Below are 22891 nucleotides of genomic sequence, written 5' to 3'. Positions count from 1 at the left end.
TTTACCGCCGGGTGTTCCGCTTGCCCGACGGACGTCCGGTCCGTGCCGCCGGACGCGCACCTGGCGCCGGCTTGGCCGGTGCCGGCTCGCCGGCGACCGAGGCCGTCACCGTCTCGGCACTGATTTCGGTGGATTCTGCGTCCGATGCTTCGGAGGCGTCCGCTGTGTCCTTCGTGGCCGTCGACGCCTTGGCGCCCTTCTCCCGGCGATTGAGCACCCGCTTGGTGTGCTTGCGCACGAGTTCCGTACGTTCGCGCAACGACACGAGCAGCGGCGTGGCGAAGTAGATCGACGAATAGGTACCGACGATGACGCCGACCAGCTGGACCAGGGCCAGATCCATCAGGGTCCCGACGCCCAGCAGCCAGACCGCGACCACCATCAGCGCGACGATCGGCAACACCGAGATGAGGCTGGTGTTGATCGAGCGCATGAACGTCTGGTTGACAGCGAGGTTCGCCTGCTCGGCGAACGTTCGGCGAGTGGTGTGTTCGAAGCCGTGGGTGTTCTCCTCGACCTTGTCGAACACGATCACCGTGTCGTAGAGCGAGAAGCCCAGAATCGTCAGCAGGCCGATGACGGTGGCCGGGGAGACCTCGAACCCGACCAGCGAGTAGACGCCGGCAGTCACGACCAGGTCGAAGACCAGCGTGGCCATCGCGGCCATCGCCATGTAGCGCTCATAGCGCCAGGCGATGTAGATGGACGCCAGTACGACGAAGACCACGAGCGCGATCAACGCCTTCTGGGTGATCTGACCACCCCAGGTCTCGGACACCGCCGAGTCGCTGATCACCTGCTTGCTGGGCTGGCCGTCGCTGCCCTTGGGGTGGAAGGCGTCGAACAGTGCGGTGCGCAGCTGTTCGGTCTCATCGTTGGACAGCGTCTCCGAGCGGATCTGCACCGTGGCCGATGCGCCGCTGCCGACCAGCACGACCGACTCGGGCGCCCTGTTCAGGGTCTTGTTGAAGACGTCCTCGACCTGTTGGACCGTGACGATCCCCTCGGAGCCGGCCGACGGCATCGACACCTTCGTGCCGCCCTCGAAGTCGATCCCGAAGGTGAACCCGCGAAGCACCATGCTGGCGATGCAGATCGCGACGATGATGCCGCTGACCGCGTACCAGAACTTGCGGCGGCCGATCACCTCGAAGGCGCCGGTACCGGTGTAGAGCCGGACGAAGAATCCGTGCTTGGGCAGTGCCGCAGACGTGGATTCGATGTTCGGCGCCTCCACTGCGGTGTCCTTGACGTCCTCGGCGGTTGTGTCGTCGGTGGTCTTGCTCTTTGCAGCCATGTGCTTATCCCCGTCCCGCGGTCGCATGCGAAGCCTCCCGGCGTTCCCGCGCGATCTGTTGCACCGCGCCGAGACCGTTGAGGGCAGGTTTTGCCATCGTCGGGGACTTGGACGCCAGGTACACCAGCGGCCAGGTCACCAGGAACACCACCACGATGTCCAGGATCGTGGTCAGGCCCAGGGTGAACGCGAAGCCCTTGACCTGGCCGATCGCCAGGAAGTACAGCACCGCGGCGGCCAGGAAGGTCACGGCGTTGCCGGACACGATCGTCTTGCGGGCGCGCGCCCAGCCTCGGGGCACCGCCGACCGGAAGGACCGGCCCTCACGGATCTCGTCCTTTATTCGCTCGAAGAACACCACGAACGAGTCCGCGGTGGTGCCTATACCGATGATCAGACCGGCGATACCGGCCAGGTCCAGCGTGTAGCCGATGTATCGGCCGAGCAGTACGAGGATGGCGAAAACCATTGCGCCGGCAGCGACCAGAGACAGTGCCACCAGCAGGCCGAGCACCCGGTAGTACAGCAGCGAGTACAGCAGCACCGCGGCCAGACCGACGGCGCCCGCGATCAGGCCGGCCCGCATCGAGGACAGGCCCAGGGTCGCCGAAACCGTCTCGGCCTCAGACGATTCGAAAGACAGCGGCAGCGAGCCGTACTTGAGCACGTTGGCCAGTTCCTTGGCCGTGTCCGAAGTGAACTGGCCGGTGATCTGGGTGTTGCCGCCGGGAATGGCCTCCCGGATCTCGGGCGCGCTGACCACCTGCGAGTCCAAGGTGAATGCGGTCTGGGTGCCCACGTTCGCCGCGGTGAAGTCGGCCCAGGTCTTGGCTCCCCCGCTCTTGAAGGTCACGTCGACGACGTACTGGCCCTGCTGCTGGTTCAGGCCGGAGGTGGCGTTCTCGATCTCCTCGCCGCTCATGATCGACTTGCTCAGCAGGTAGACGGTCTGCCCGTCCTGGGAGCAGGTGATCAGGGGCAGGTTCGGGTCGTCGTTGCCGGCCAACACGTCTTCCTCACCGCAACGGGTGGCCTGGTACTGCAGCGCCAGGATCTGGATCGACGGGTTGGTGCTCTGCCGCAGTTCCTTCTCATCGGAGATGCGCTGGGCGAGGGCGGCCTTGGCGTCACCGGGCTTGGCCGGTGCCGGAGCCGGCGCGGGGGCCGGGGCAGGCGCCGGGCCGGGCTCACCCGGGGCCGGTGCCGGTGCCGGAGTCGGTTCGCCGGGAGTCGGCGGGGGGTCCAGTGGGTAGGGCCGCGGCTGGGGCGCCGGGACCGGCTCACCGGCCGGAGGTACAGGCTGTTCCCCTGCCGGCGGGACTGCCGGCGGCTCGCCCGGAAGGCCGGGCGCCACGCCCGGAATCCCACCGGGAACGCCCGGTACCACTCCCGGTGCACCAGGTGCCGCGGGCGCGCCCGGTGCCGCAGGGGCACCCGGAGCGCCGGCGCCCGGCTGCTGGCCCTGTTGGACCGGCGGCTTGGCAGGCATCGCGTGCACGACGGGCCGGATGTACAGACGCGCGGTCTGGCCCAGGTTGCGGGCCTCGCTGCCGTCGTTACCGGGAACCGTGATCACCAGGTTGTCGCCGTCGATGACGACCTCCGAGCCCGAGACGCCGAGACCGTCGACGCGGGCACTGATGATTTGTTGGGCCTGGTTGAGAGCCTCTCTGGTCGGCGTCGAGCCGTCCGGGGTGCGCGCGGTCAGCGTCACCCGGGTACCGCCCTGCAGGTCAATGCCCAGTTTGGGCTTGGCCTGCTTGTCGCCGGTGAGGAACACCAGCAGATAAACGCCGATCAGAAGGACCAGGAAAAGTGTCAGGTAGCGCGCAGGATGCACCGGCGCCGAAGACGATGCCACGTTTCTAGGGTCTCCTCGAGATCAGTTCGTCAGCACCGCAAAGGGTACGTGCTTGTCCTGGGTGCTCTGCGGTCAGTCTTTTTTGAGACCGTCGGTGTCGGTGACACCGGTGCTCTCGGTCAGTTCAGTCGCGGCCGACGGGGTGTCGGCGTCGGCGTCGGCATCGGTGTCCTCCTCGATGCGATCGCGCACCGCGAGCTTCATCCAGGTGGTGACGACGCCGGGGGCGATCTCCAGGTCGACGTTGTCGTCGGTGATACCGGTGATCGTGGCCAGCAGGCCCGAGGTGGTGTGAACGCGATCGCCGATCTGCAGCGAGTTGTGCAGGTCGATGGTCGCCTGCATGGCCTTGCGCTGACGGCGCGACGCGAAGAACATAAACGCGCCCATGACGATCAGCAGGGGCAGGAAAATGACGAGATCCATGTCGATTATGTCTTTCGTGTTGTGTCAGATGTCAGGGCGACCGAGGCCACGATACCGCCGCCGACCCCGACGACCTCATTCGCCGCCGACTGGCGGGCGACGCGGCTAGGCTCAGTACGCGTTGTTTCCGGCGCCGCCGTTTGCGTATTGAGGAGGCAGTGTTGAGCCATCCCGAGCAGACCCGCCATCTGGCCACCACCATTCCCGGCCCCAAATCTGAGGCATTGACCGGCCGGAAAACGGCCGCGGTGGCTCGTGGCGTGGGTAACACAATGCCCGTGTACGCCGCCCGCGCCGGAGGCGGCATCGTCGAGGACGTCGACGGCAACCGGCTCATCGACCTGGGCTCGGGCATTGCCGTCACCACCATCGGCAACTCGTCGCCGCGCGTGGTCGAGGCGGTGGCCGCGCAGGCCGGGAACTTCACCCACACGTGCTTCATGGTGACGCCGTATGAGCAGTATGTCGCGGTTTGCGAGCACCTCAACCGGCTGACGCCGGTGCGCGGCGAGAAGCGTTCGGCGTTGTTCAACTCGGGCTCCGAGGCCGTGGAGAACTCGGTCAAGATCGCTCGGTCCTATACCCACAAGTCCGCCGTCGTCGCCTTCGACCACGCTTACCACGGGCGCACCAACCTCACGATGGCGTTGACCGCCAAGTCCATGCCGTACAAGCACGGTTTCGGTCCGTTCGCGCCCGAGGTCTACCGGGCGCCGCTGTCCTATCCCTTCCGCGATGCCGAGTTCGGCAAGGAGTTGGCCACCGACGGCACGCTCGCGGCCAGGCGGGCCATCGACGTGATGGAAAAGCAGATCGGTGCGGACAACCTGGCGGCGGTCATCATCGAACCCATCCAGGGCGAGGGCGGGTTCATCGTCCCCGCCGACGGGTTCCTGCCCGCGTTGCTGGGGTGGTGCCGCGACAACAACGTGGTGTTCATCGCCGACGAGGTGCAGACCGGGTTCGCCCGCACCGGCGCGATGTTCGCGTGTGAGCACGAGGGCATCGATCCCGACCTCATCGTCACCGCCAAGGGCATCGCCGACGGACTGCCACTGTCCGGCGTGACCGGACGCGCCGAGATCATGGACGCGCCGCATGTGTCCGGGCTGGGCGGCACCTACGGCGGCAATCCGATCGCGTGCGCGGCGGCGCTGGCCACCATCGAGACCATCGAGGCCGACGGGTTGGTCGGCCGCGCCCAGCACATCGAGGTGCTGATGAAGGACCGGCTGGGCCGGTTGCAGGCCGAGGACGACCGGATCGGCGACGTGCGCGGCCGAGGCGCGATGATCGCCGTCGAACTGGTCAAGGCCGGCACCACCACTCCCGACCCGGAGCTGACCAAGGCGCTGTGCGCCGGTGCCCATGCGGCCGGGGTGATCGTGCTGTCCTGCGGCACCTACGGCAACGTGCTGCGCTTCCTGCCGCCGCTGACGATCAGCGACGAGCTGCTCGTCGAGGGGCTCGACGTGCTCGAGCTGATCCTGCGCGACCTCTGACGCCCTAATGCGCGTGGGTGTGGCGTCCACCGAACAGTCCGCCCCAGGTCCGATGTTCGGGGGCGGCCACGGCTTCGGTCGGCGGTGCGTCTGCGACGGCGACAGGCTCGGCCGATACGGCATGCGCCGCGGGCCGTTGCGCGTACTCGACGTCACGCACACTGCGGACCGACAACCGGCCCACCGCCATGGCCCCCAGCAACACGATCAGCGCGCCGAGCCCGGAGAAGTACGCCAACTCGAGCGTCACCCGTTTCGCATCGGTCACGGCTATCGGCATCCCGGCGTCACCGATGCCCAACGGTCCCGCGAGTGCGCGACCCACCACGAACCAGGCTCCCGCCAGTACCGCCAGCCATGCGCCGAACAGGGCGGTGGCCCGGTTCCCCGAGCCCATCAGCAGCAGGCCGCCGAGAGCTGTCGCAGCGCCCGGAAGCACCTCCAACCAACCGCGTGCGGTGGTCCAGAACCAGGTCTGATCCGGGGTGAACGCGAAGTCGAAGTACGGTCCGACGAACGGGATCAGCGCACCCCAGATTCCCAGCAGGACCAGCAGGAACCCGCTGGCCGCTCCGCGACTGCGGGACATGCGCAGACGACTGCCGCGGGTATCGAATTCGGTCATGATGCCTCCTTTGACTCCCCCGTGGGTACCCGAACTCCAGCGGGAGTAACGCTCCTACCCTGAGGGAATGCGCCTTGCCGAGAACGCCCTGCGCGACACGTTGGCCGACGCCTGGGACCGCTGGGCGCAGCGGTGTGCCGAACTCACCGAACCTCAAGCGATTCCCGCAATCCGATAACGCGGTCACGGACCGGTCGCCACTACTGCAGGTCGACGGCCTTCACCCAGGAACGGGTCAGACTCACAGCACATTGACAGCTAAGAAACTGGTTTTCCGGAAATAAGTTTAGTTTCACTAACGTAGTAGTTCGGTAGCGCAACGTCGCGCCGGTGATTATTTCAGCTATCTGTAAAGAGGGTTCTTGATGTCGTTTGATACTCGTGATGAGCAACTGGCGAGCCGTATCGCCGATCTGACCGCCACCGATCCACAGTTCGCCGCCGCGATTCCCAGCGACACCGTCACCGCCGCCGTCGACGTCCCCGGCCTGCTCCTGCCCGAAATCGTCCAGACCGTCCTGCAGGGCTACGCCGAGCGGCCCGCGCTCGGGGAACGCGCCCTCGAATTCATCGCCGACCCGGCCACCGGACGGACCACCGCGCGCCTTCTCCCCCGGTTCGACACCATCAGCTACGGCGAGCTCTGGGACCGGCTCCGCGCCCTCGCCGCCGCCTTGCACGCGTCCGGCGTCGCAGCCGGTGACCGGATCGCCATCCTGGGATTCACCAGCGCCGACTACACCGTGATCGACACGGCTCTGAGCCAGATCGGCGCGGTCTCGGTCCCCCTGCAGACCAGCTCCTCGCCCGAGTCGCTGGCACCGATCGTGACCGAGACCGAGCCGCGGGTGATCGCCGCGAGCGTCGACCACCTCGCCGATGCCGTCGAGCTGGCGCTCACCGCCCACGCTCCGGCCCAGGTGCTCGTCTTCGACTATCACCCCGAGATCGATGACCATCGCGACGCGGTGGCATCGGCCACCGAGCGACTGGCCGCGGCCGGCCGCGGCATCGCGGTCGACACCCTGGCCGACCTGCTGGCCCGCGGCAGCGAGCTGCCGACACCCCCGGCACCCGAGACCGACGGCACCGACCCGCTCGCGTTGCTGATCTACACCTCCGGTAGCACCGGCGCCCCCAAGGGCGCGATGTACCTGCAGAGCTCGGTCGGCAAGTTCTGGCGGCGCAACAGCAAGGCCTGGCTCGGACCGGTCAGCTCGGCGATCAATCTGAGCTTCATGCCGATGAGCCATGTGATGGGCCGCGGCATCCTCTACGCCTCCCTCGCCGCAGGCGGCACCTGCTACTTCGCGGCCCGCAGCGATCTGTCGACGCTCCTGGAGGACCTCGCCCTGACGCGGCCCACCGAGCTGAATTTCGTTCCGCGCGTGTGGGAAATGATCCACAGCGAATTCCAGAGCCGCGTCGATCACCGCCTGGCCGACGCCGGCCAGGACCGTGAGACGGTCGAGGCCGAGGTGCTGGCCGAGGTGCGGGACAAGGTCCTGGGCGGACGGTTCGTCGCGGCGATGACCGGCTCGGCGCCCATCTCAGCCGAGCTCAAGACCTGGACCCAGGACATGCTCGGAATTCACCTGCTGGAGGGATACGGCTCGACCGAGGCCGGAATGGCACTGTTCGACGGTGTGGCCCAGCGTCCGCCGGTGATCGACTACAAGCTGGTCGACGTCCCGGACCTGGGGTACTTCCTCACCGATCAGCCGTACCCGCGCGGCGAGTTGCTGATCAAGACCGAGAATCTGTTCCCCGGCTACTACAAGCGCCCCGAGGTCACCGCGTCGGTGTTCGACGAAGACGGCTTCTACCGCACCGGCGATGTCGTCGCGGAGATCGGCCCGGACCAACTGCGCTACGTCGACCGGCGCAACAACGTCCTCAAGCTGGCCCAGGGCGAGTTCGTCACACTGGCCAAGCTGGAGGCGGTGTTCGGCAACAGCCCTCTCGTGCAACAGATCTACGTCTACGGCAACAGCGCGCAGCCCTACCTGCTGGCCGTGGTGGTGCCCACCGACGCGAGCGTTTCGAAAGAGGCGATCAGCGAATCCCTGCAAGAAGTGGCCAGGGACGCCGACCTGCAGTCGTATGAGATCCCCCGCGATTTCATCATCGAGACAACACCTTTCACCCTGGAGAACGGTCTGCTGACCGGTATCCGCAAGCTGGCCTGGCCGAAGTTGAAGGCGCACTACGGCGAGCGGCTGGAGCAGCTCTACGCCGACCTGGCCGAGACTCAGGCCGGTGAGCTTCGAGCATTGCGGTCCCTGAGCGCCGACGCCCCGGTGCTGGAGACCGTGAGCCGGGCCGCCGGTGCCCTGCTGGGCGCAGCGGCATCCGACCTGGGACCCGATGCCCACTTCACCGATCTGGGTGGAGATTCGTTGTCGGCGTTGACCTTCGGAAATCTTCTGCGCGAGATCTTCGATGTGGATGTGCCGGTGGGCGTGATCGTCAGCCCGGCAACCGATCTGGCCGGGATCGCCGGGTACATCGAAACGCAACGCAACGGATCCAAGCGGCCGACGTACGCGTCGGTGCACGGCAGGCACGCCGCCGAAGTCAGTGCCGCCGACCTGACGCTGGACAAGTTCCTCGACGCGGACACCCTGGCCGCGGCGCCGAGCCTGCCCAAGTCGCGCGCCGAGGTGCGCACCGTGCTGCTCACCGGCGCCACCGGCTTCCTGGGCCGCTACCTGGCCCTGGAATGGCTGGAGCGCATGGACCTGGTCGACGGCAAGGTCATCGCCCTGGTCCGCGCGAAGTCCGACGAGGAGGCACGGGCCCGTCTCGACGCCACCTTCGATGTGGGTGACGCGAAACTGCTTGCGCACTACCAGAATCTGGCCGCCGACCACCTCGAGGTGATCGCCGGCGACAAGGGCGAGGAGAACCTCGGCCTGGATCAGCAGACCTGGCAGCGGCTGGCCGATGACGTCGACCTGATCGTGGACCCGGCCGCACTGGTCAACCACGTCTTGCCCTACAGCGAGCTGTTCGGGCCCAACGCCCTGGGCACCGCCGAGCTGATCAAGATCGCGCTCACTACGAAGATCAAGCCGTACACGTATGTGTCGACCATCGGCGTGGGCGATCAGATCGAGCCCGGGAAGTTCGTCGAGAACGTCGACGTCCGGGAGATGAGCGCGGTCCGCAAGATCAACGACGGCTACGCCAACGGTTACGGCAACAGCAAGTGGGCCGGCGAGGTCCTGCTGCGCGAGGCCAACGATCTGTGCGGCCTGCCGGTCGCGGTGTTCCGTTGCGACATGATCCTGGCCGACACGACGTACTCGGGTCAGCTCAACCTGCCGGACATGTTCACCCGAATGATGTTCAGCCTCGTCGCCAGTGGTATCGCTCCGGGCTCGTTCTACGAACTGGACGCTGACGGCAACCGGCAGCGCTCGCACTATGACGGGCTGCCGGTGGAGTTCATCGCCGAGTCGATCTCGACGCTGGGTGGGCAATCCGTGGGGAGCTTCGAGACCTACCACGTGATGAACCCCTACGACGACGGCCTCGGTATGGACGAGTTCACCGACTGGCTGATCGAGGCCGGCTACCCGATCGAGCGCATCGCCGACTACGGGCAGTGGATCCAGCGGTTCGAGAGCACCCTGCGCGCCCTGCCGGACAAGCAGCGCCAGGCCTCACTCCTGCCGCTGCTGCACAACTACCAGCGACCCGAGCGGCCGATGCTGGGCGCCTTGGCCCCGACGGACCACTTCCGGGCCGCGGTGCAGGAAGCCAAGATCGGGCCCGACAAGGACATCCCCCATGTCAGCCCGGCGGTGATCGTCCAGTACATCACCAACCTGCAGCAGCTGGGCCTCCTCTAAGAACCCGTGCGCTCGTCCCACACCGGCGTGGGGCGGGCGCACGTCGGGGGGTGACGCATCTCGCACCGCCGGAGCTGGCATCTCGAAATATAATTAGTTTTACTAACGTAGTAATTAGTAGGCGCGGAAGACGTGCCGACAGTATTTATTTTGATTTGCTCAGGGGACCGATATGACCACCGAAACACGCGAGGACCGGCTTCAACGCCGGATCGCACACCTTTATGACACCGACTCACAGTTCGCCGGTGCCCGCCCCAGCGACGCCGTCAACGCCGCAGTCGCCCAGCCTGAACTGCGGCTGCCGGCCATCGTCAAAGGCGTGCTCGCCGGCTACGCCGACCGCCCCGCGCTCGGACAGCGCGCTGTAGAACTCGTCACCGACGCCGCCGGCCGCACATCGGCCCGGCTGCTCCCCCGCTTCGACACCATCACCTACCGCCAACTGGGAGACCGCATCCAGGCGGTCACCAACGCCTGGCACAACCACCCGGTGAAGCCCGGCGATCGCGTCGCCATCCTCGGGTTCACCAGTGTCGACTACACCACGATCGACACCGCACTCATCGAACTCGGCGCCGTGTCTGTGCCGCTGCAGACCAGTGCCCCGGTCGCCACCCTGCGGCCCATCGTCGCCGAAACCGAGCCGACCGTGATCGCGGCAAGCATCGACTTCCTCGACGACGCAGTCGAATTGGTCCGCTCCGGACCCGCACCCCGCCGCCTGGTGGTGTTCGACTACCGGCCCCAGGTCGACGCTGAGCGCGAGGCCCTCCAGGCCGCCAAGGCCGCACTGGCCGGTACCGATGTGGTCGTCGAGCCGCTGGCCGACGTCCTCGACCGCGGACGGTCACTGGCCGACGCCCCGCTCTACACCCCGGGTCAGGCCGACCCGCTGACCATGCTGATCTACACCTCCGGCAGCACCGGCACCCCCAAGGGCGCGATGTACCCGGAGAGCAAGGTCGCCAACATGTGGCAGCTGGCGTCGAAGGCCACCTGGGACGAAAACCAGGCCGTGCTGCCCGCGATCACCCTCAACTTCATGCCGATGAGCCACGTCATGGGCCGCGGCATCCTGATCGGGACGCTGAGCTCCGGCGGCACCGCGTATTTCGCTGCCCGCAGCGACCTTTCGACCTTCCTCGACGATCTCGCCCTGGTCCGCCCCACGCAGCTCAGCTTCGTGCCGCGAATCTGGGACATGCTGTTCCAGGAGTACCAGAGCCGCCTCGACCGTGCCGGTGGCGGTGAGGACGAGGTGCTCGCCGAGGTCCGCAAGGGCCTGCTGGGCGGACGGTTCGTCTCTGCGATGACCGGCTCCGCGCCGACCTCTGCCGAGATGCACAGCTGGGTGGAACGCCTGCTCGATATGCACCTGCTGGAGGGGTACGGCTCGACCGAGGCCGGTTCGGTCTTCGTCGACGGCCACATCCAGCGCCCGCCGGTGATCGACTACAAGCTCGTCGACGTCCCGGACCTGGGCTACTTCCTCACCGACCAGCCTCACCCGCGCGGTGAGTTGCTGGTGAAGTCCGAGCAGATGTTCCCCGGGTACTACAAGCGTCCCGAGATCACCGCCGAGATGTTCGACGAGGACGGGTATTACCGCACCGGTGACATCGTGGCCGAACTCGGCCCTGATCATGTCGAGTACCTCGACCGGCGCAACAACGTGCTGAAGCTTTCGCAGGGCGAGTTCGTCACCGTCTCCAAGCTGGAGGCAGTCTTCGGGGACAGCCCGCTGGTGCGGCAGATCTTCATCTACGGCAACAGCGCACGTTCCTACCTGCTGGCCGTGGTCGTGCCCACCGATCCTTCCGTGTCGAAGCAGGCGATCAATGATTCGCTTCAGGACGCGGCCCGCGCCGCCGGACTTCAGTCCTACGAGGTGCCGCGCGATTTCATCGTCGAGACAACACCTTTCAGCCTGGAAAACGGTCTGCTGACCGGCATCCGCAAGCTGGCCCGTCCAAATCTGAAGAACCACTACGGCGACCGGCTGGAGCAGCTCTACAGCGACCTGGCCGCAGGTCAGGCCAACGAGTTGAGTGAACTGCGGCGCAGCGGTGCTGACGCCCCGGTCCTCGACACCGTGAGCCGGGCCGCCGGGGCACTGCTGGGTGCCGCGACCTCCGATCTCGCGCCCGATGCCCACTTCACCGATCTGGGTGGAGATTCGTTGTCGGCGTTGACTTTCTCGAATCTGCTGCACGAGATCTTCGACGTGGATGTTCCCGTCGGCGTGATCGTCAGCCCGGCCACCGATCTGGCCGGTATCGCCGGCTACATCGAAGGCGAACGTCACGGATCCAAGCGTCCGACCTACGCGTCGGTGCACGGACGTGACGCCACCGAGGTGCATGCCGCCGACCTGACGCTGGACAAGTTCCTCGACGCGGACACCCTGGCCGCGGCGCCGAGCCTGCCCAAGGCTCCGGCCGAGGTCCGCACGGTGTTACTCACCGGCGCCACCGGCTTCCTGGGCCGTTACCTGGCCCTGGAATGGCTGGAGCGCATGGACCTGGTCGACGGCAAGGTCATCGCCCTGGTCCGCGCCAAGAGCGATGCCGAGGCCCGCGCCCGGCTCGACGCCACCTTCGATGTGGGTGACCCGAAACTGCTTGCGCACTACCAGAATCTGGCCGCCGACCACCTCGAGGTGATCGCCGGCGACAAGGGCGAGGCCGATCTGGGTCTCGACCGCGCCACCTGGCAGCGGCTGGCCGACGACGTCGACCTGATCGTCGACCCGGCCGCACTGGTCAACCACGTGCTGCCCTACAGCCAGATGTTCGACGCGAATGCCCTGGGCACCGCCGAACTCATCCGCATCGCGCTCACCACGAAGATCAAGCCGTTCGTCTACGTTTCGACGATCGGTGTGGCCGGGGGCATCAAGCCCGGCGAGTTCGTCGAGCATGCCGACATCCGGGTGATCAGCCCGACCCGGCAGGTCGACGATTCCTACGCCAACGGCTACGGCAACAGCAAGTGGGCCGGCGAGGTCCTGCTGCGCGAGGCCCACGACCTCTGTGGCCTGCCGGTCTCGGTGTTCCGTTGCGACATGATCCTGGCCGACACCACGTACTCGGGTCAGCTCAACCTGCCGGACATGTTCACCCGGCTGATGTTCAGCCTGGTGGCCACCGGCATCGCACCCGGATCGTTCTACGAACTGGACGCTGATGGCAACCGTCAGCGGGCCCACTACGACGGGCTGCCGGTGGAGTTCATCGCCGAGGCGATCTCGACGCTGGGCGTGCATGTCACCGAAGGGTTCGAGACCTATCACGTGATGAACCCGTACGACGACGGCCTCGGGCTCGACGAGTTCACCGACTGGCTGATCGAAGCCGGTTACCCGGTGCACCGCATCGACGATTACGGCCAGTGGTTGCAGCGCTTCGATACTGCGCTGCGCACGCTGCCGGACAAGCAGCGTCAGGCATCCCTGCTGCCGCTACTGCACAACTACCAGCAGCCGTCGCATCCGTTGCTGGGTGCGGCCGCGCCGACCGACCGGTTCCGGGCGGCGGTGCAGGAAGCCAAGATCGGGCCCGACAAGGACATTCCCCATGTCAGCCCGGCAGTGATCGTCAAGTACATCACCAACCTGCAGATGCTCGGGTTGCTGTAAAAGACTTCCCCACAAGGGAAGAATCCCCTGAGCGGCCGCGGTCCTTACCAGGACCGCGGCCAATCAGTATGTAGCGTGGTGAGATGGGCAGCACGCGGGTCTCCGGCCACGTCAATGCGCCCCGCGTCGCGGTCTATCGAGCGCTCGTCGACGCCGACGCGATCGCGGCGTGGCGGGTTCCGGACGGTATGCGCAGCGAGGTACACGAATTCGACGCGCGCGAGGGCGGAACATTTCGCATCTCACTGCACTACGACTCGCCGGACGCCGTCGGGAAGTCCAGCGCCCAAACGGACACCTATCACGGTCATTTCGTCGAGCTGGTGCCGGACGAGCGGGTCGTCGAAGTGTTGGAGTTCGAGAGCGACGATCCCGCCGTGGGTGGCGCGATGACGATGACGACCACGTTGAGCGACGCCGGACACGGCACCGACGTCCTCATCCAGCACGACGGGATTCCCGACGCAGTGGACCCGGCCGACAACGAGACCGGTACTCGGATGGCGCTGGCCGCACTTGCCGCGTGGGTGGAAAACCGCAGCTAGTCGAAGCATCCCGCCGGTGTCGGAGGCTCCGCGTAGTATCGAACACATGTTCGAATCATTCGCGAAGATTGATCCCGATGCCGGCGAGGCGGCATTGCGGGATCGCATCGCCGAGCTCGAACAACTCAAGTCGGCCGCCGCAGCCGGCCAGGCCCGCGCCACCGCAGCCCTGGACGGTGCCCGCCGTACGAGGGAGGCCGCCGCCGGCGTCGCGGCCTCGCGCCGTGGCTGCGGACTGGGTTCGGAAATCGGCCTGGCCCGCATGGAGTCACCCGCTCAGGGCAACCGCTACCTCTCCGACGCCCGCATCCTCGTGCACGACATGCCCTACACCCTGGCGGCCCTGGAAAACGGGATGCTGACCGAATCGCGCGCCCGGTTGGTCGTGCGCGAGGCCGCCTGCCTGTCCCCCACCGACCGGAGGCGCCTCGACGAACACCTCTGCGCCGACCACGCGAAGCTGATCGGCCTCGGCGATATCCGTCTGACCGGTGACGCCAAAGGCATTGCCTACCAACTCGATCCGGCAGCCGTTATCGACCGGGTCACCAGGGCACCCGAAGATCGCAACGTCACCTTCCGGCCCGCCGCTGACAACATGGCCATCGTCACTGCCCTGCTGCCTGCGACCGATGCGGCGTCCGTGCGCTACGCACTCACCGAAGCGGCCGACCACTGCGCTGACGGCCGCAACCGCGGCCAAACCATGGCCGACACCCTCGTCACCCGCGTCACCGGCCGCGACACCACCAAACCGGTCCCCGTCGCGGTCAATCTCGTGCTTTCCGACAACACCCTCTTCGCCGGCAGCACGCAGCCCGCACATCTGCAGGGCCACGGACCCATCCCCGCAGCCGCAGCCCGACGCATGATCAGCGACGCCCTCGCCGACGACAACTCCTGGGCCACCCTGCGACGCCTCTACGCCGCACCCGACACCGGAACACTCGTCGCGATGGAATCCCGCTCGCGGCGCTTCCCCAAAGGGCTCGCCCGGTTCATCGCCACCCGCGACCAAACCTGCCGCACCCCCTACTGCAACGCCCCCATCCGGCACATCGACCACATCACGCCGCACCACCACCTCGGACCGACTAGCGCTGCCAACGGCCAAGGACTGTGTGAACACTGCAACTACGTCAAGGAAAACCCCGGCTGGCGGGTAATAACCAAAGTCGACAAATCGGGCCGCCACACCACCGACACATCACCCCCACCGGCGCCGTCTACCGCTCGACAGCTCCACCACTACCGGGAGGGATCCGGGTACTCACCCGAGAAATCCACCTCACCCGAATCTCAGCGTGAGCGGGCCGACCAGAATCCGACGAGCAACTGCGCGATCCGTTCACGGTCGATCAACAGCGGTGAGACGTGGCCGGTGCCTGCCACCGTCTCGACGCGGCAGTCGGCAATGGCCGTGCAGGTCTGCCGAGCCTCTGCCGGTTGCCAGCCCATCACGTCGTCACGAACCGCAAGCACCAAAGTGGGAATCTGAATCTTGGCGAGCAGATCCGCCAGCCCGCTGCGGTGCAGCATCATCGAGCGCATCGCGTGCAGCATTCCCGTGCGGTCAGCCGTTCGGAACGAATCTAGAATCACCGCAGCCTGGTTCGGCTCGGCATCGACGGCTGACGAACCGAGGATCGAATCTGACATTTGCTTCACGATGAACGCATTCGGACCGACCAGACGATAAAACCCGACCAGCGGCCACCCCTTCATCCACTTCTCGCGCATCGTGAACGCCTGGACCGGGGTGCCGATGGTGGTCAAGGTCCGCAGTCTCGTGTGGTCGTCGGCTGCCAAACGGATGCCGACGTGACCTCCCCACGCATTCCCGACCCAGTCCACTGGTTCGTGCAACCCCAGTCCGTCCAGCGCCTGCTCAGCGGCCGCCACGCATTCCTCGAAGGTGAAATCACGCGTCACTGCATCGCTTTTCCCGTGGGATGGACCGTCGATCGCGTACACGGCGTGGTCGCGGGCCAACACAGGCTCGAGGAGACTCCAGGACTGCGAATCAACGAAGAGGCTGTGCCACAAGACGACCGGCTGCCCCGCTCCGCTACAGCGCACGTGCAAACGGCCCAGTTCTGTAGTGACGAAACGGGAGCCGCTCATGGCAATCTCCAACTACTTCGGCAACCGAGATCTCGGCATTCGTAGCATCCTTTGGTGCAATGCCCTCGTCAAGCGACTCCGACCGCGAGCAACACGACCGCGATCAGCGGGAAGGCGCCCTGGGTGATCGCTGCGCGCGCCTTGTCCGGTGAGCTGGTCAACAGCACCGCGGCAGCGGCCAGCATCGAGCCGACCCCGGCGAACACGAGAGCGGCTCCAACCGCATTGTGCCCCAAGCCAACTGCGACGATACCGACCACTGTGACGATCGCCAGGAACAGGTTGTAGAAGCCCTGATTGAACGCGAGCTCCTTGGTCGCCTGCGCCTCTTCCTCGTTGATCCCGAAGGTGGCGCGGGTACGCGGTGAAGTCCAGGTCAGCGACTCCATCACAAAGATGTAGACATGCAGGGCCGCGGCGAGCGCGGCGAACACCAAACCGGCGATGACCATGCGGTCTATTCAAACAGCTCGGACTGCCCCAGTCCGGTAACTGGCGGTCGCATACCCAGATGAGTCCACGCCAACGGCGTGGCCACCCGGCCCCGCGGGGTACGGGCCACCATGCCGGCACGTACCAGGAAGGGTTCGCAAACCTCCTCGACCGTGGTCGCTTCTTCGCCCACCGCCACGGCCAGGGTCGACACCCCGACGGGGCCGCCGCCGAAACTGCGGGTGAGCGCCGACAGCACGGCGCGATCCAGGCGATCGAGGCCGAGCTCGTCGACGTCGTAGACCTCCAACGCGGCCTTGGCGATGTCGCGGGTGATCACGCCGTCGGCGCGGACCTCGGCGTAGTCACGGACCCGGCGCAGCAGCCGGTTGGCGATGCGGGGCGTGCCGCGGGAGCGCCGGGCGATCTCCGTGCCGGCCTCGGCTCCCAGTTCGATGCCCAGAATCCCGGCCGACCGGGCCAGCACCCGCTCGAGTTCGACCGGCTCGTAGAAGTCCATATGTGCGGTGAATCCGAACCGGTCCCGCAGCGGACCGGTCAGCGCCCCGGATCGGGTGGTCGCACCCACCAGAGTGAAGGGCGCGACCTCGAGCGGGATCGACGTAGCGCCGGGACCCTTGCCGACCACCACGTCGACGCGGAAGTCCTCCATCGCCAGATACAGCATTTCTTCGGCCGGCCGGGCAATGCGGTGGATCTCATCGATGAACAGCACGTCGTGCTCGACAAGGTTGGACAGCATCGCGGCCAGGTCACCGGCGCGCTCCAGCGCGGGACCGGAGGTGAGCCGCAGCGACGATCCCAACTCGGCCGCAATGATCATCGCCAGCGATGTCTTACCCAGCCCGGGCGGGCCGGACAGCAGGATGTGATCCGGTGTGCCACCGCGATTCTTGGCGCCCTCGAGGACAAGCGACAGCTGCTCGCGCACCCGCGGCTGACCGATGAACTCCCCCAGTGAGCGCGGGCGCAGGCTGGCGTCGACATCACCCTCACCGACCGTCAGCGCCGGCGAGACCTCCCGATCCTCGGGCTCGTCGGCTTCGTCGAACCGGCCCATCGCTATTTCTTACCCAGCATGGAGAGTGCCGCCCGTAGCGCAGAGGCCGTGGTGGCCTCGGGATCGTTGGCCAGCACCTTGTCGGTGGCCTCCTCGGCCTGTTTGGCGGCAAAGCCAAGTCCGACAAGGGCTTCCACCACCGGGGCACGCACCGCATGGCCCATGGCCCCACCGATGGCCCCGGGGGTTACCGGACCGATCTTGTCGCGCAGTTCGAGCACCATCCGCTCCGCGCCGCGTTTACCGATACCGGGAACCCGGGTCAACGCCGTCACATCCCCGTCTGCGAGAGCCTGGCGCAGCGCCTGCGGGTCGTAGACCGCCAGCGTCGCCAACGCGATCTTGGGACCGACGCCTGACACCCCCAGCAGCGTGAGGAACAGGTCGCGGGCATCCCCGTCGGCGAACCCGTAGAGCGTCATCGAATCCTCGCGCACGATCATCGCGGTGATCAGCCGAGACTCGTTGCCACGGCGCAGATTCGCCAAGGTCGACGGAGTTGCCATCACCTTGTAGCCGACGCCTGCGGCCTCGATCACGGCATGATCGAGGGCGATGTCGATGACCTCACCGCGCACCGAGGCGATCATGCCCGCCCCGCCTTCGCAGTGGCTTTCAGTCGGGCCTGATACTTACGGCGCTGTTCGGCGGCCATCGCTTCGGCGGCAGCCATCCGCGCGATCATCGGGGCCCGCCAGCAGTGGCAGATCGCCAGTGCCAGCGCGTCGGCAGCGTCAGCTGGGGTCGGCTTGGCTTGCAGTGCAAGGATTCTGGTGATCATCTCGGTGACCTGGGCCTTGTCGGCGCGGCCGTTACCGGTGACCGCCGCCTTCACCTCCGACGGGGTGTGAAAATGCACCTCGATGTCGCGCCGGGCCGCGGCCAGTGCGATCACCCCGCCGGCCTGGGCCGTGCCCATCACCGTCGACACATTCTGCTGGGCGAACACCCGCTCGATCGCGATCACGTCGGGCCGGTGGGTGTCCATCCAGTATTCGGCCACATCGCTGATCTCCAGCAGCCGCTTCTGCAGCGGCGCGTCGGCCGGGGTGCGGACCACGTCCACATCCAGCGCGGTGACCTGCCGGCCCTTGCCACTCTCGACCACCGACAGGCCGCAGCGCGTCAACCCGGGATCCACTCCCATCACCCGCACACGAACCCCTTCGTCAGAACATCTGTTCGAGAGCCTAGCGTGAGCCGGCGACAGCCCGGCGCAGGGACACGCTCAGATCCGTAGGGTCGGAGCTATGCGCGTAGTGATAGCCGGCGGGCACGGAAAGATCGCCTTGCTTCTCGAACAGCTGTTGTCCGCACGCGGTGACGAGGTGGCCGGGCTCATCCGTGATCCGGCTCAAGCCGCCGACCTGCAGGCCGCCGGGGCCGAGGCCGTCGTGCTGGATCTGGAACGGGCGTCGGTGGACGAGGTCGCCGAAGCCCTGCGCGGCGCCGACGCCGTCGTGTTCGCGGCCGGTGCCGGGCCCGGCAGCGGGGCGGCGCGCAAGCAGACCGTGGACCGGGATGCCGCGATCCTGCTGGCCGATGCGGCCGAAGCCGCGGGGGTGGGCCGCTACGTGATGGTCTCGGCCCTGGCCGCAGACGACCGGTCGCTGGACGCCAACTACGACGAGGTGTTCCTGGCCTATATGCGGGCAAAGTCCGAGGCCGACGCCGACGTGCGGGCCCGGAGCGGATTGCGCACCACGATCGTGCGGCCGGGCGGGCTCACGGACGAGCCCGGCACCGGGAACGTGACGGTCGCCGAGTCGGCCGGCCGCGGCACGATCCCGCGCGCCGACGTCGCGCGGGTACTGCTTGCCGTATTGCACGAGCCGGAGACCGCGGGGCGGACCTTCGAGCTGATCTCGGGCGAGACGCCTATCGACGCAGCGCTGCACCCGACGCGATGAAGGACTTGATCTGATCGATGCGGGCGCTGGTCGCGTCCCAACCACGCACGGCTTCCTCGCCGACGATCTTGTGGTCACGGCGGATGACGATGATCCACGGCGTGCCGAACAGTGAGCGGGCCAGCACCCACAGCGGCAGCAGGAGCAGCAACAGCAGGAACTCCGCCGCCACCAGCAGGGCCAACACCAGCGCCGGGATCAAAAGCACTATCAGGGCGACGTTCAGCACGATACTGATGATGTCGTCCCCGTTGCCGAAGGACGTATCGCCAAAACCCCACTCGTCGGGCATCTTTCGGCGCGGACGCCATGGCAACCAACGCCGGCGTACCGTCCATTTGACGCCCTCAGGGTCAAGGACGCTTGCCACTACTCTTCGTCGAGCTGAGCGGCGACATCGTCGGGGATGTCGATGTTGGTGTACACCTCTTGCACGTCGTCGCTGTCCTCGAGCGCATCGACGAGCTTGAGCACCTTGCGGGCGCCTTCCAGGTCGACCGGCACGCTCACCGAGGGCTGGAAGCTGGCCTCCGCCGAGTCGTAGTCGATGCCGGCGTCCTGCAGTGCGGTGCGCACGGCGACCAGGTCGGTGGGCTCGGAGATGATCTCGAAGGCGTCGCCCAGGTCGTTGACCTCCTCGGCGCCGGCCTCCAGGACGGCCATCAGCACGTCGTCCTCGGTCAGGCCGTTCTTCTCCAGCGTCACCACACCCTTGCGGGAGAACAGGTAGGCCACCGAGCCCGGGTCGGCCATGTTGCCGCCGTTGCGGGTCATCGCGACGCGGACCTCACCGGCGGCGCGGTTGCGGTTGTCGGTCAGACACTCGATGAGCACCGCGACACCGTTGGGGCCGTAGCCCTCGTAGGTGATGTTCTGCCAGTCGGCGCCACCGGCCTCTTCGCCGCCGCCGCGCTTGCGGGCGCGCTCGATGTTGTCGTTGGGTACCGAGCTCTTCTTGGCCTTCTGGATGGCGTCGTAGAGGGTGGGGTTACCGGCCGGGTCTCCCCCGCCGACACGTGCCGCGACCTCGATATTCTTGATCAATTTGGCGAACATCTTGCCGCGCTTGGCATCGATGACGGCCTTCTTGTGCTTGGTGGTGGCCCACTTGGAATGGCCGCTCATGCAGGTACGCCCCTTTTCCGGTTAAAACTCCGGCCCTCCAGTCTACGTGGCCGGTCCTACGGCGCTCGATAAGACGCCTACAGGGCCTGCAGCAAGACGAACGTCACCGCCGCCGCAACGCTGCACAGAACCGGCCAGTACCAGATGTGCCAACGCCGCCAATGCCCGATCGCCATGCCGATCGGCGCGAGCACAACCATCGCCAGGGTGAGCGCCGCCCACCCGACCAGGGTCCCAACCTCATCGGCTTGTTCGGGAAATGCCCCACTGAAACCCATCGGAAAGAGCGCGGCGAACGCCAACAACACGGCGATCAGGCCGACCGCGGCCCATGCGACCCAACTGATCACCGACTCGACGACACCAGGCCGGCGCCGGGCGGACGTTGGCGGCAGCGCAGACATGTCGGCAGCGTACCGCCGGTGCGCTGGCGGACCGCCGCGATTAATAGCACCTTCATCGTTTCATTAACGGGTTAGCATGCCCGCATGCCGTCAGGAGATGTCACCGTGCGGCTCCGCGGCACCAACCCGCGGCCACGCGCGGGGCGGCCCACCCAAGAACGGGCCGAGCAACGACATCGCGAGCTCCTCGACTGTGCGCTGGAAGTGTTCCTGGACAACGGATTCGAGCGGTCCACCATCGAGAGCATCGCGGCGGCCGCCGGCATGGCCAAGCGCACCATCTATGGGCTCTACCCCGACAAGGCGACCCTGTTCGAGGCTGCGGTGCAACGCGCCGTGAACCGGTGGCTGGTCCCGATCGAAACGCTGCGCACAGCGGAGTCCGACGACCTCGAGGAAACCCTGCTCGCGATCGGCCGAATCCGGTTGGCCGGCATCACAAGCCCCGCCGGTATCGCGCTGCAGCGCATCCTCAACGCGGAAGGCAACCGGTTTCCCCGACTGTTCCGGCTCGTCTACGAACAGGGCACCATGCCGGCGCTGACGTTCATCAGCGAGGTACTCACCCGGCACGCCGAGGCCGGAACCATTCAGATCGGCGATCCCGAAATAGTGGGAAGCGCATTCCTGAGTATGGCGGTCGGCGGCCCCGCCACCGGCGCAATGTGGGGCGTGGCATGGGACCCCGATGATCTGGACAAGCGGATGCGGACCTGCGTGCGCTTGTTCCTCGACGGGGTGAGGCCGCGCAAACCATGACCGGCTCGCTACATCTGAAAGGGACACCATGGATCAAGACACGTACGACAAGGGAATGGCGATCCGGACAGCAGTCCTCGGTGAGGAATACGTCCGCAAGGCGGCCGGGAACGTCGACGCATTCTCCAAGCCGCTGCAGGACCTGGTCACCGAATACTGCTGGGGCGCGGTGTGGGGCCGTGAGGGTCTGGAACTGAAGACCCGCAGCATGCTGAATCTGGCCATGATCGCGGTGCTGAACCGGCCGAACGAATTGAGCACACACATCCGTGGCGCCCTCACCAACGGCGTCACCCGCGAGGAGATCTGCGAGATCTTCCTGCAGGTGGGCATCTACGCGGGTATCCCGGCCGCGGTCGACAGCTTCCGGCTGGCCCGCGCCGTGTTCGCCGACCTCGACGAGGAGCGTGCGTGAATCCCGAGATCGGCTTCATCGGGCTGGGCAACATGGGGTGGCCCATGATGGATCGGCTGCTGACGGCGGGATTTCCGGTGGTGGCCTTCGACGTGCGCGAGGATGTCCTGGCCGAGGCTGCCGCGCTGGGCGCCCGGCAGGCCGACTCGGTGCGCGCTGTGGCCGACCGTACCGAGACGATTCTGGCCAGTCTGCCCACCCCGCAGATCTCCGAGTCCGTGGTGGCCGACGTCGCCGGCGGTTCCCGGGTCCAGCGCTTCGTCGACCTGTCGACAGTGGGAGGTCAAGCGGCACAACGCAATCACGCGGCTCTCGGCGCGCAGGGCATCGCCGCGCTGGACAGCCCGGTCAGCGGCGGGATGCACGGCGCGCAGGCCGGCACCCTGGCGATCATGGTGTCCGGACCGCGGGCGGAATTCGATTCGCTCGCCCCGATTTTCGAGGTGCTCGGCCGGGCGATCTTCGTCTCCGAACAACCCGGCGCCGCACAGACCATGAAGCTGATCAACAACCTGATGGCCGCCACCACCCTGGCCGCGACCGCTGAGGTGATGGTGATGGGCGTCAAGGCCGGACTGAGCGCCGACGTGATGATCGACGTGCTCAACGCCGGATCCGGCGGCACGCATGCCAGCCGGGACAAGTTCCCGCGCGCGGTACTCCCCCGCACGTTCGACTACGGGTTCGCCACCGGCCTGATGGCCAAAGACGTCCGGCTCTACCTCGACGAGGCCGCCACCCTCGGACTGCCGGTCGAGATGGCCGAGACCGTGCAACGGATCTGGGAGCGGACGCTGCGCGCCGAGGGCCCCGAATCCGACTTCACCTCCGTCATCAAACCGATGGAGAAGGCCGCGGGGGTGATCGTCGAAGGAGGACACCGATGAG

At 66.8% G+C, this 22891-nt stretch carries 20 protein-coding genes and 1 pseudogene; 9 read left to right on the top strand and 12 right to left on the bottom strand.

Going from position 1 to position 22891, the window contains the following annotated elements:
- Window position 1: 1 nt before the first annotated feature.
- The 3 genes from secF to yajC all read right to left on the bottom strand — a co-directional run bounded on the left by secF (window position 2) and on the right by yajC (window position 3584).
- Window positions 2–1297, bottom strand: a complete 1296-nt coding sequence (gene secF / locus ACZYZ7_RS03145; protein WP_135453985.1) for a protein translocase subunit SecF — start codon at window positions 1295–1297, stop codon at window positions 2–4.
- 4 nt (window positions 1298–1301) lie between these two features.
- Window positions 1302–3158 (bottom strand): protein translocase subunit SecD, encoded by a 1857-nt coding sequence (gene secD / locus ACZYZ7_RS03140; RefSeq protein ID WP_463740177.1) that lies wholly within the window; start codon window positions 3156–3158, stop codon window positions 1302–1304.
- 72 nt (window positions 3159–3230) lie between these two features.
- On the bottom strand, window positions 3231–3584 hold the full coding sequence (gene yajC, locus ACZYZ7_RS03135; RefSeq protein WP_450069031.1) for a preprotein translocase subunit YajC: 354 nt from the start codon (window positions 3582–3584) through the stop codon (window positions 3231–3233).
- 161 nt (window positions 3585–3745) lie between these two features.
- On the opposite strand from yajC, the gene gabT reads away from it, so the two are divergent.
- Entirely contained in the window at window positions 3746–5086 is a 1341-nt protein-coding gene (gene gabT / locus ACZYZ7_RS03130; RefSeq protein ID WP_450069030.1) for a 4-aminobutyrate--2-oxoglutarate transaminase, read from the top strand.
- A 4-nt stretch (window positions 5087–5090) separates the two neighbouring features.
- Here the strand turns inward: gabT and ACZYZ7_RS03125 are convergent, their stop codons facing one another.
- On the bottom strand, window positions 5091–5711 hold the full coding sequence (locus ACZYZ7_RS03125) for a hypothetical protein (RefSeq protein WP_450069029.1): 621 nt from the start codon (window positions 5709–5711) through the stop codon (window positions 5091–5093).
- A 365-nt stretch (window positions 5712–6076) separates the two neighbouring features.
- Here ACZYZ7_RS03125 and car (ACZYZ7_RS03120) point away from each other — a divergent pair, with 365 nt between their 5' ends.
- The 4 genes and pseudogenes from car (ACZYZ7_RS03120) to ACZYZ7_RS03105 all read left to right on the top strand — a co-directional run bounded on the left by car (ACZYZ7_RS03120) (window position 6077) and on the right by ACZYZ7_RS03105 (window position 15061).
- A complete protein-coding gene (gene car, locus ACZYZ7_RS03120; protein WP_463740176.1) occupies window positions 6077–9568 on the top strand; it encodes a carboxylic acid reductase in 3492 nt (1163 codons plus the stop codon).
- Window positions 9569–9740: 172 nt separating this feature from the next.
- A complete protein-coding gene (car, locus tag ACZYZ7_RS03115) occupies window positions 9741–13208 on the top strand; it encodes a carboxylic acid reductase (protein WP_463740175.1) in 3468 nt (1155 codons plus the stop codon).
- An 83-nt stretch (window positions 13209–13291) separates the two neighbouring features.
- A complete protein-coding gene (locus ACZYZ7_RS03110) occupies window positions 13292–13753 on the top strand; it encodes an SRPBCC family protein (RefSeq protein WP_463740174.1) in 462 nt (153 codons plus the stop codon).
- Between the two features lie 46 nt (window positions 13754–13799).
- Window positions 13800–15061, top strand: a pseudogene (locus tag ACZYZ7_RS03105) (HNH endonuclease).
- Here the strand turns inward: ACZYZ7_RS03105 and ACZYZ7_RS03100 are convergent.
- From ACZYZ7_RS03100 to ruvC, 5 genes are all read right to left on the bottom strand, one after another.
- Window positions 15053–15877, bottom strand: a complete 825-nt coding sequence (locus ACZYZ7_RS03100; protein WP_463740539.1) for an alpha/beta fold hydrolase — start codon at window positions 15875–15877, stop codon at window positions 15053–15055. The pseudogene ACZYZ7_RS03105 and the gene ACZYZ7_RS03100 overlap by 9 nt on opposite strands.
- Before the next feature lie 68 nt (window positions 15878–15945).
- Window positions 15946–16329: a DUF1304 domain-containing protein gene (locus ACZYZ7_RS03095; RefSeq protein WP_135453971.1), complete on the bottom strand. Its 384-nt coding sequence runs from the start codon at window positions 16327–16329 to the stop codon at window positions 15946–15948.
- A 5-nt stretch (window positions 16330–16334) separates the two neighbouring features.
- The gene (ruvB, locus tag ACZYZ7_RS03090; RefSeq protein ID WP_135453970.1) at window positions 16335–17390 is read right to left on the bottom strand and encodes a Holliday junction branch migration DNA helicase RuvB; all 1056 of its coding nucleotides are present in this window, start codon (window positions 17388–17390) and stop codon (window positions 16335–16337) included.
- A gap of 2 nt (window positions 17391–17392) precedes the next feature.
- The gene (ruvA, locus tag ACZYZ7_RS03085) at window positions 17393–17980 is read right to left on the bottom strand and encodes a Holliday junction branch migration protein RuvA (protein WP_450069023.1); all 588 of its coding nucleotides are present in this window, start codon (window positions 17978–17980) and stop codon (window positions 17393–17395) included.
- Window positions 17977–18546, bottom strand: a complete 570-nt coding sequence (gene ruvC / locus ACZYZ7_RS03080) for a crossover junction endodeoxyribonuclease RuvC (RefSeq protein WP_135453968.1) — start codon at window positions 18544–18546, stop codon at window positions 17977–17979. Before ruvC ends, ruvA begins: the two co-directional genes overlap by 4 nt.
- A 94-nt stretch (window positions 18547–18640) precedes the next feature.
- Between ruvC and ACZYZ7_RS03075 the strand changes: the two genes are divergently transcribed.
- A complete protein-coding gene (locus tag ACZYZ7_RS03075; RefSeq protein ID WP_463740173.1) occupies window positions 18641–19300 on the top strand; it encodes an SDR family oxidoreductase in 660 nt (219 codons plus the stop codon).
- Here the strand turns inward: ACZYZ7_RS03075 and ACZYZ7_RS03070 are convergent.
- The 3 genes from ACZYZ7_RS03070 to ACZYZ7_RS03060 all read right to left on the bottom strand — a co-directional run bounded on the left by ACZYZ7_RS03070 (window position 19269) and on the right by ACZYZ7_RS03060 (window position 20829).
- Complete coding sequence (locus ACZYZ7_RS03070) at window positions 19269–19670, bottom strand: hypothetical protein (RefSeq protein ID WP_135453966.1); 402 nt, start codon at window positions 19668–19670, stop codon at window positions 19269–19271. The genes ACZYZ7_RS03075 and ACZYZ7_RS03070 overlap by 32 nt on opposite strands.
- Window positions 19670–20425: a YebC/PmpR family DNA-binding transcriptional regulator gene (locus ACZYZ7_RS03065; RefSeq protein WP_135453965.1), complete on the bottom strand. Its 756-nt coding sequence runs from the start codon at window positions 20423–20425 to the stop codon at window positions 19670–19672. The genes ACZYZ7_RS03070 and ACZYZ7_RS03065 overlap by 1 nt, the downstream gene beginning before the upstream one ends.
- 77 nt (window positions 20426–20502) lie before the next feature.
- A complete protein-coding gene (locus tag ACZYZ7_RS03060) occupies window positions 20503–20829 on the bottom strand; it encodes a hypothetical protein (RefSeq protein ID WP_463740172.1) in 327 nt (108 codons plus the stop codon).
- Window positions 20830–20913: 84 nt separating this feature from the next.
- Between ACZYZ7_RS03060 and ACZYZ7_RS03055 the strand changes: the two genes are divergently transcribed.
- From ACZYZ7_RS03055 to ACZYZ7_RS03045, 3 genes are read left to right on the top strand one after another with little or no spacing between them, the layout of a single operon-like run.
- Window positions 20914–21588: a TetR/AcrR family transcriptional regulator gene (locus ACZYZ7_RS03055; RefSeq protein ID WP_450069021.1), complete on the top strand. Its 675-nt coding sequence runs from the start codon at window positions 20914–20916 to the stop codon at window positions 21586–21588.
- A gap of 28 nt (window positions 21589–21616) precedes the next feature.
- The gene (locus ACZYZ7_RS03050) at window positions 21617–22003 is read left to right on the top strand and encodes a carboxymuconolactone decarboxylase family protein (RefSeq protein ID WP_463740171.1); all 387 of its coding nucleotides are present in this window, start codon (window positions 21617–21619) and stop codon (window positions 22001–22003) included.
- The gene (locus tag ACZYZ7_RS03045) at window positions 22000–22890 is read left to right on the top strand and encodes an NAD(P)-dependent oxidoreductase (protein ID WP_463740170.1); all 891 of its coding nucleotides are present in this window, start codon (window positions 22000–22002) and stop codon (window positions 22888–22890) included. Before ACZYZ7_RS03050 ends, ACZYZ7_RS03045 begins: the two co-directional genes overlap by 4 nt.
- Window position 22891: the final 1 nt, after the last annotated feature.

This window comes from Mycobacterium sp. IDUB_17 (assembly GCF_055419465.1).
This window is presented reverse-complemented; position numbering and strand designations above follow the sequence as displayed.

Excerpts from the sequence above, each read along its gene's own strand:
- ruvA (WP_450069023.1), bottom strand. The coding sequence starts at position 17,980 with ATGATCGCCTCGGTGCGCGGTGAGGTCATCGACATCGCCCTCGATCAT.
- yajC (WP_450069031.1), bottom strand. The coding sequence starts at position 3,584 with ATGGATCTCGTCATTTTCCTGCCCCTGCTGATCGTCATGGGCGCGTTT.
- ACZYZ7_RS03055 (WP_450069021.1), top strand. The coding sequence starts at position 20,914 with ATGCCGTCAGGAGATGTCACCGTGCGGCTCCGCGGCACCAACCCGCGG.
- ACZYZ7_RS03100 (WP_463740539.1), bottom strand. The coding sequence starts at position 15,877 with ATGAGCGGCTCCCGTTTCGTCACTACAGAACTGGGCCGTTTGCACGTG.
- ACZYZ7_RS03050 (WP_463740171.1), top strand. The coding sequence starts at position 21,617 with ATGGATCAAGACACGTACGACAAGGGAATGGCGATCCGGACAGCAGTC.
- ACZYZ7_RS03095 (WP_135453971.1), bottom strand. The coding sequence starts at position 16,329 with ATGGTCATCGCCGGTTTGGTGTTCGCCGCGCTCGCCGCGGCCCTGCAT.
- ACZYZ7_RS03075 (WP_463740173.1), top strand. The coding sequence starts at position 18,641 with ATGCGCGTAGTGATAGCCGGCGGGCACGGAAAGATCGCCTTGCTTCTC.
- ACZYZ7_RS03125 (WP_450069029.1), bottom strand. The coding sequence starts at position 5,711 with ATGACCGAATTCGATACCCGCGGCAGTCGTCTGCGCATGTCCCGCAGT.
- ruvB (WP_135453970.1), bottom strand. The coding sequence starts at position 17,390 with ATGGGCCGGTTCGACGAAGCCGACGAGCCCGAGGATCGGGAGGTCTCG.
- ACZYZ7_RS03065 (WP_135453965.1), bottom strand. The coding sequence starts at position 20,425 with ATGAGCGGCCATTCCAAGTGGGCCACCACCAAGCACAAGAAGGCCGTC.
- ACZYZ7_RS03060 (WP_463740172.1), bottom strand. The coding sequence starts at position 20,829 with ATGTCTGCGCTGCCGCCAACGTCCGCCCGGCGCCGGCCTGGTGTCGTC.
- car (WP_463740175.1), top strand. The coding sequence starts at position 9,741 with ATGACCACCGAAACACGCGAGGACCGGCTTCAACGCCGGATCGCACAC.
- ACZYZ7_RS03110 (WP_463740174.1), top strand. The coding sequence starts at position 13,292 with ATGGGCAGCACGCGGGTCTCCGGCCACGTCAATGCGCCCCGCGTCGCG.
- car (WP_463740176.1), top strand. The coding sequence starts at position 6,077 with ATGTCGTTTGATACTCGTGATGAGCAACTGGCGAGCCGTATCGCCGAT.
- secF (WP_135453985.1), bottom strand. The coding sequence starts at position 1,297 with ATGGCTGCAAAGAGCAAGACCACCGACGACACAACCGCCGAGGACGTC.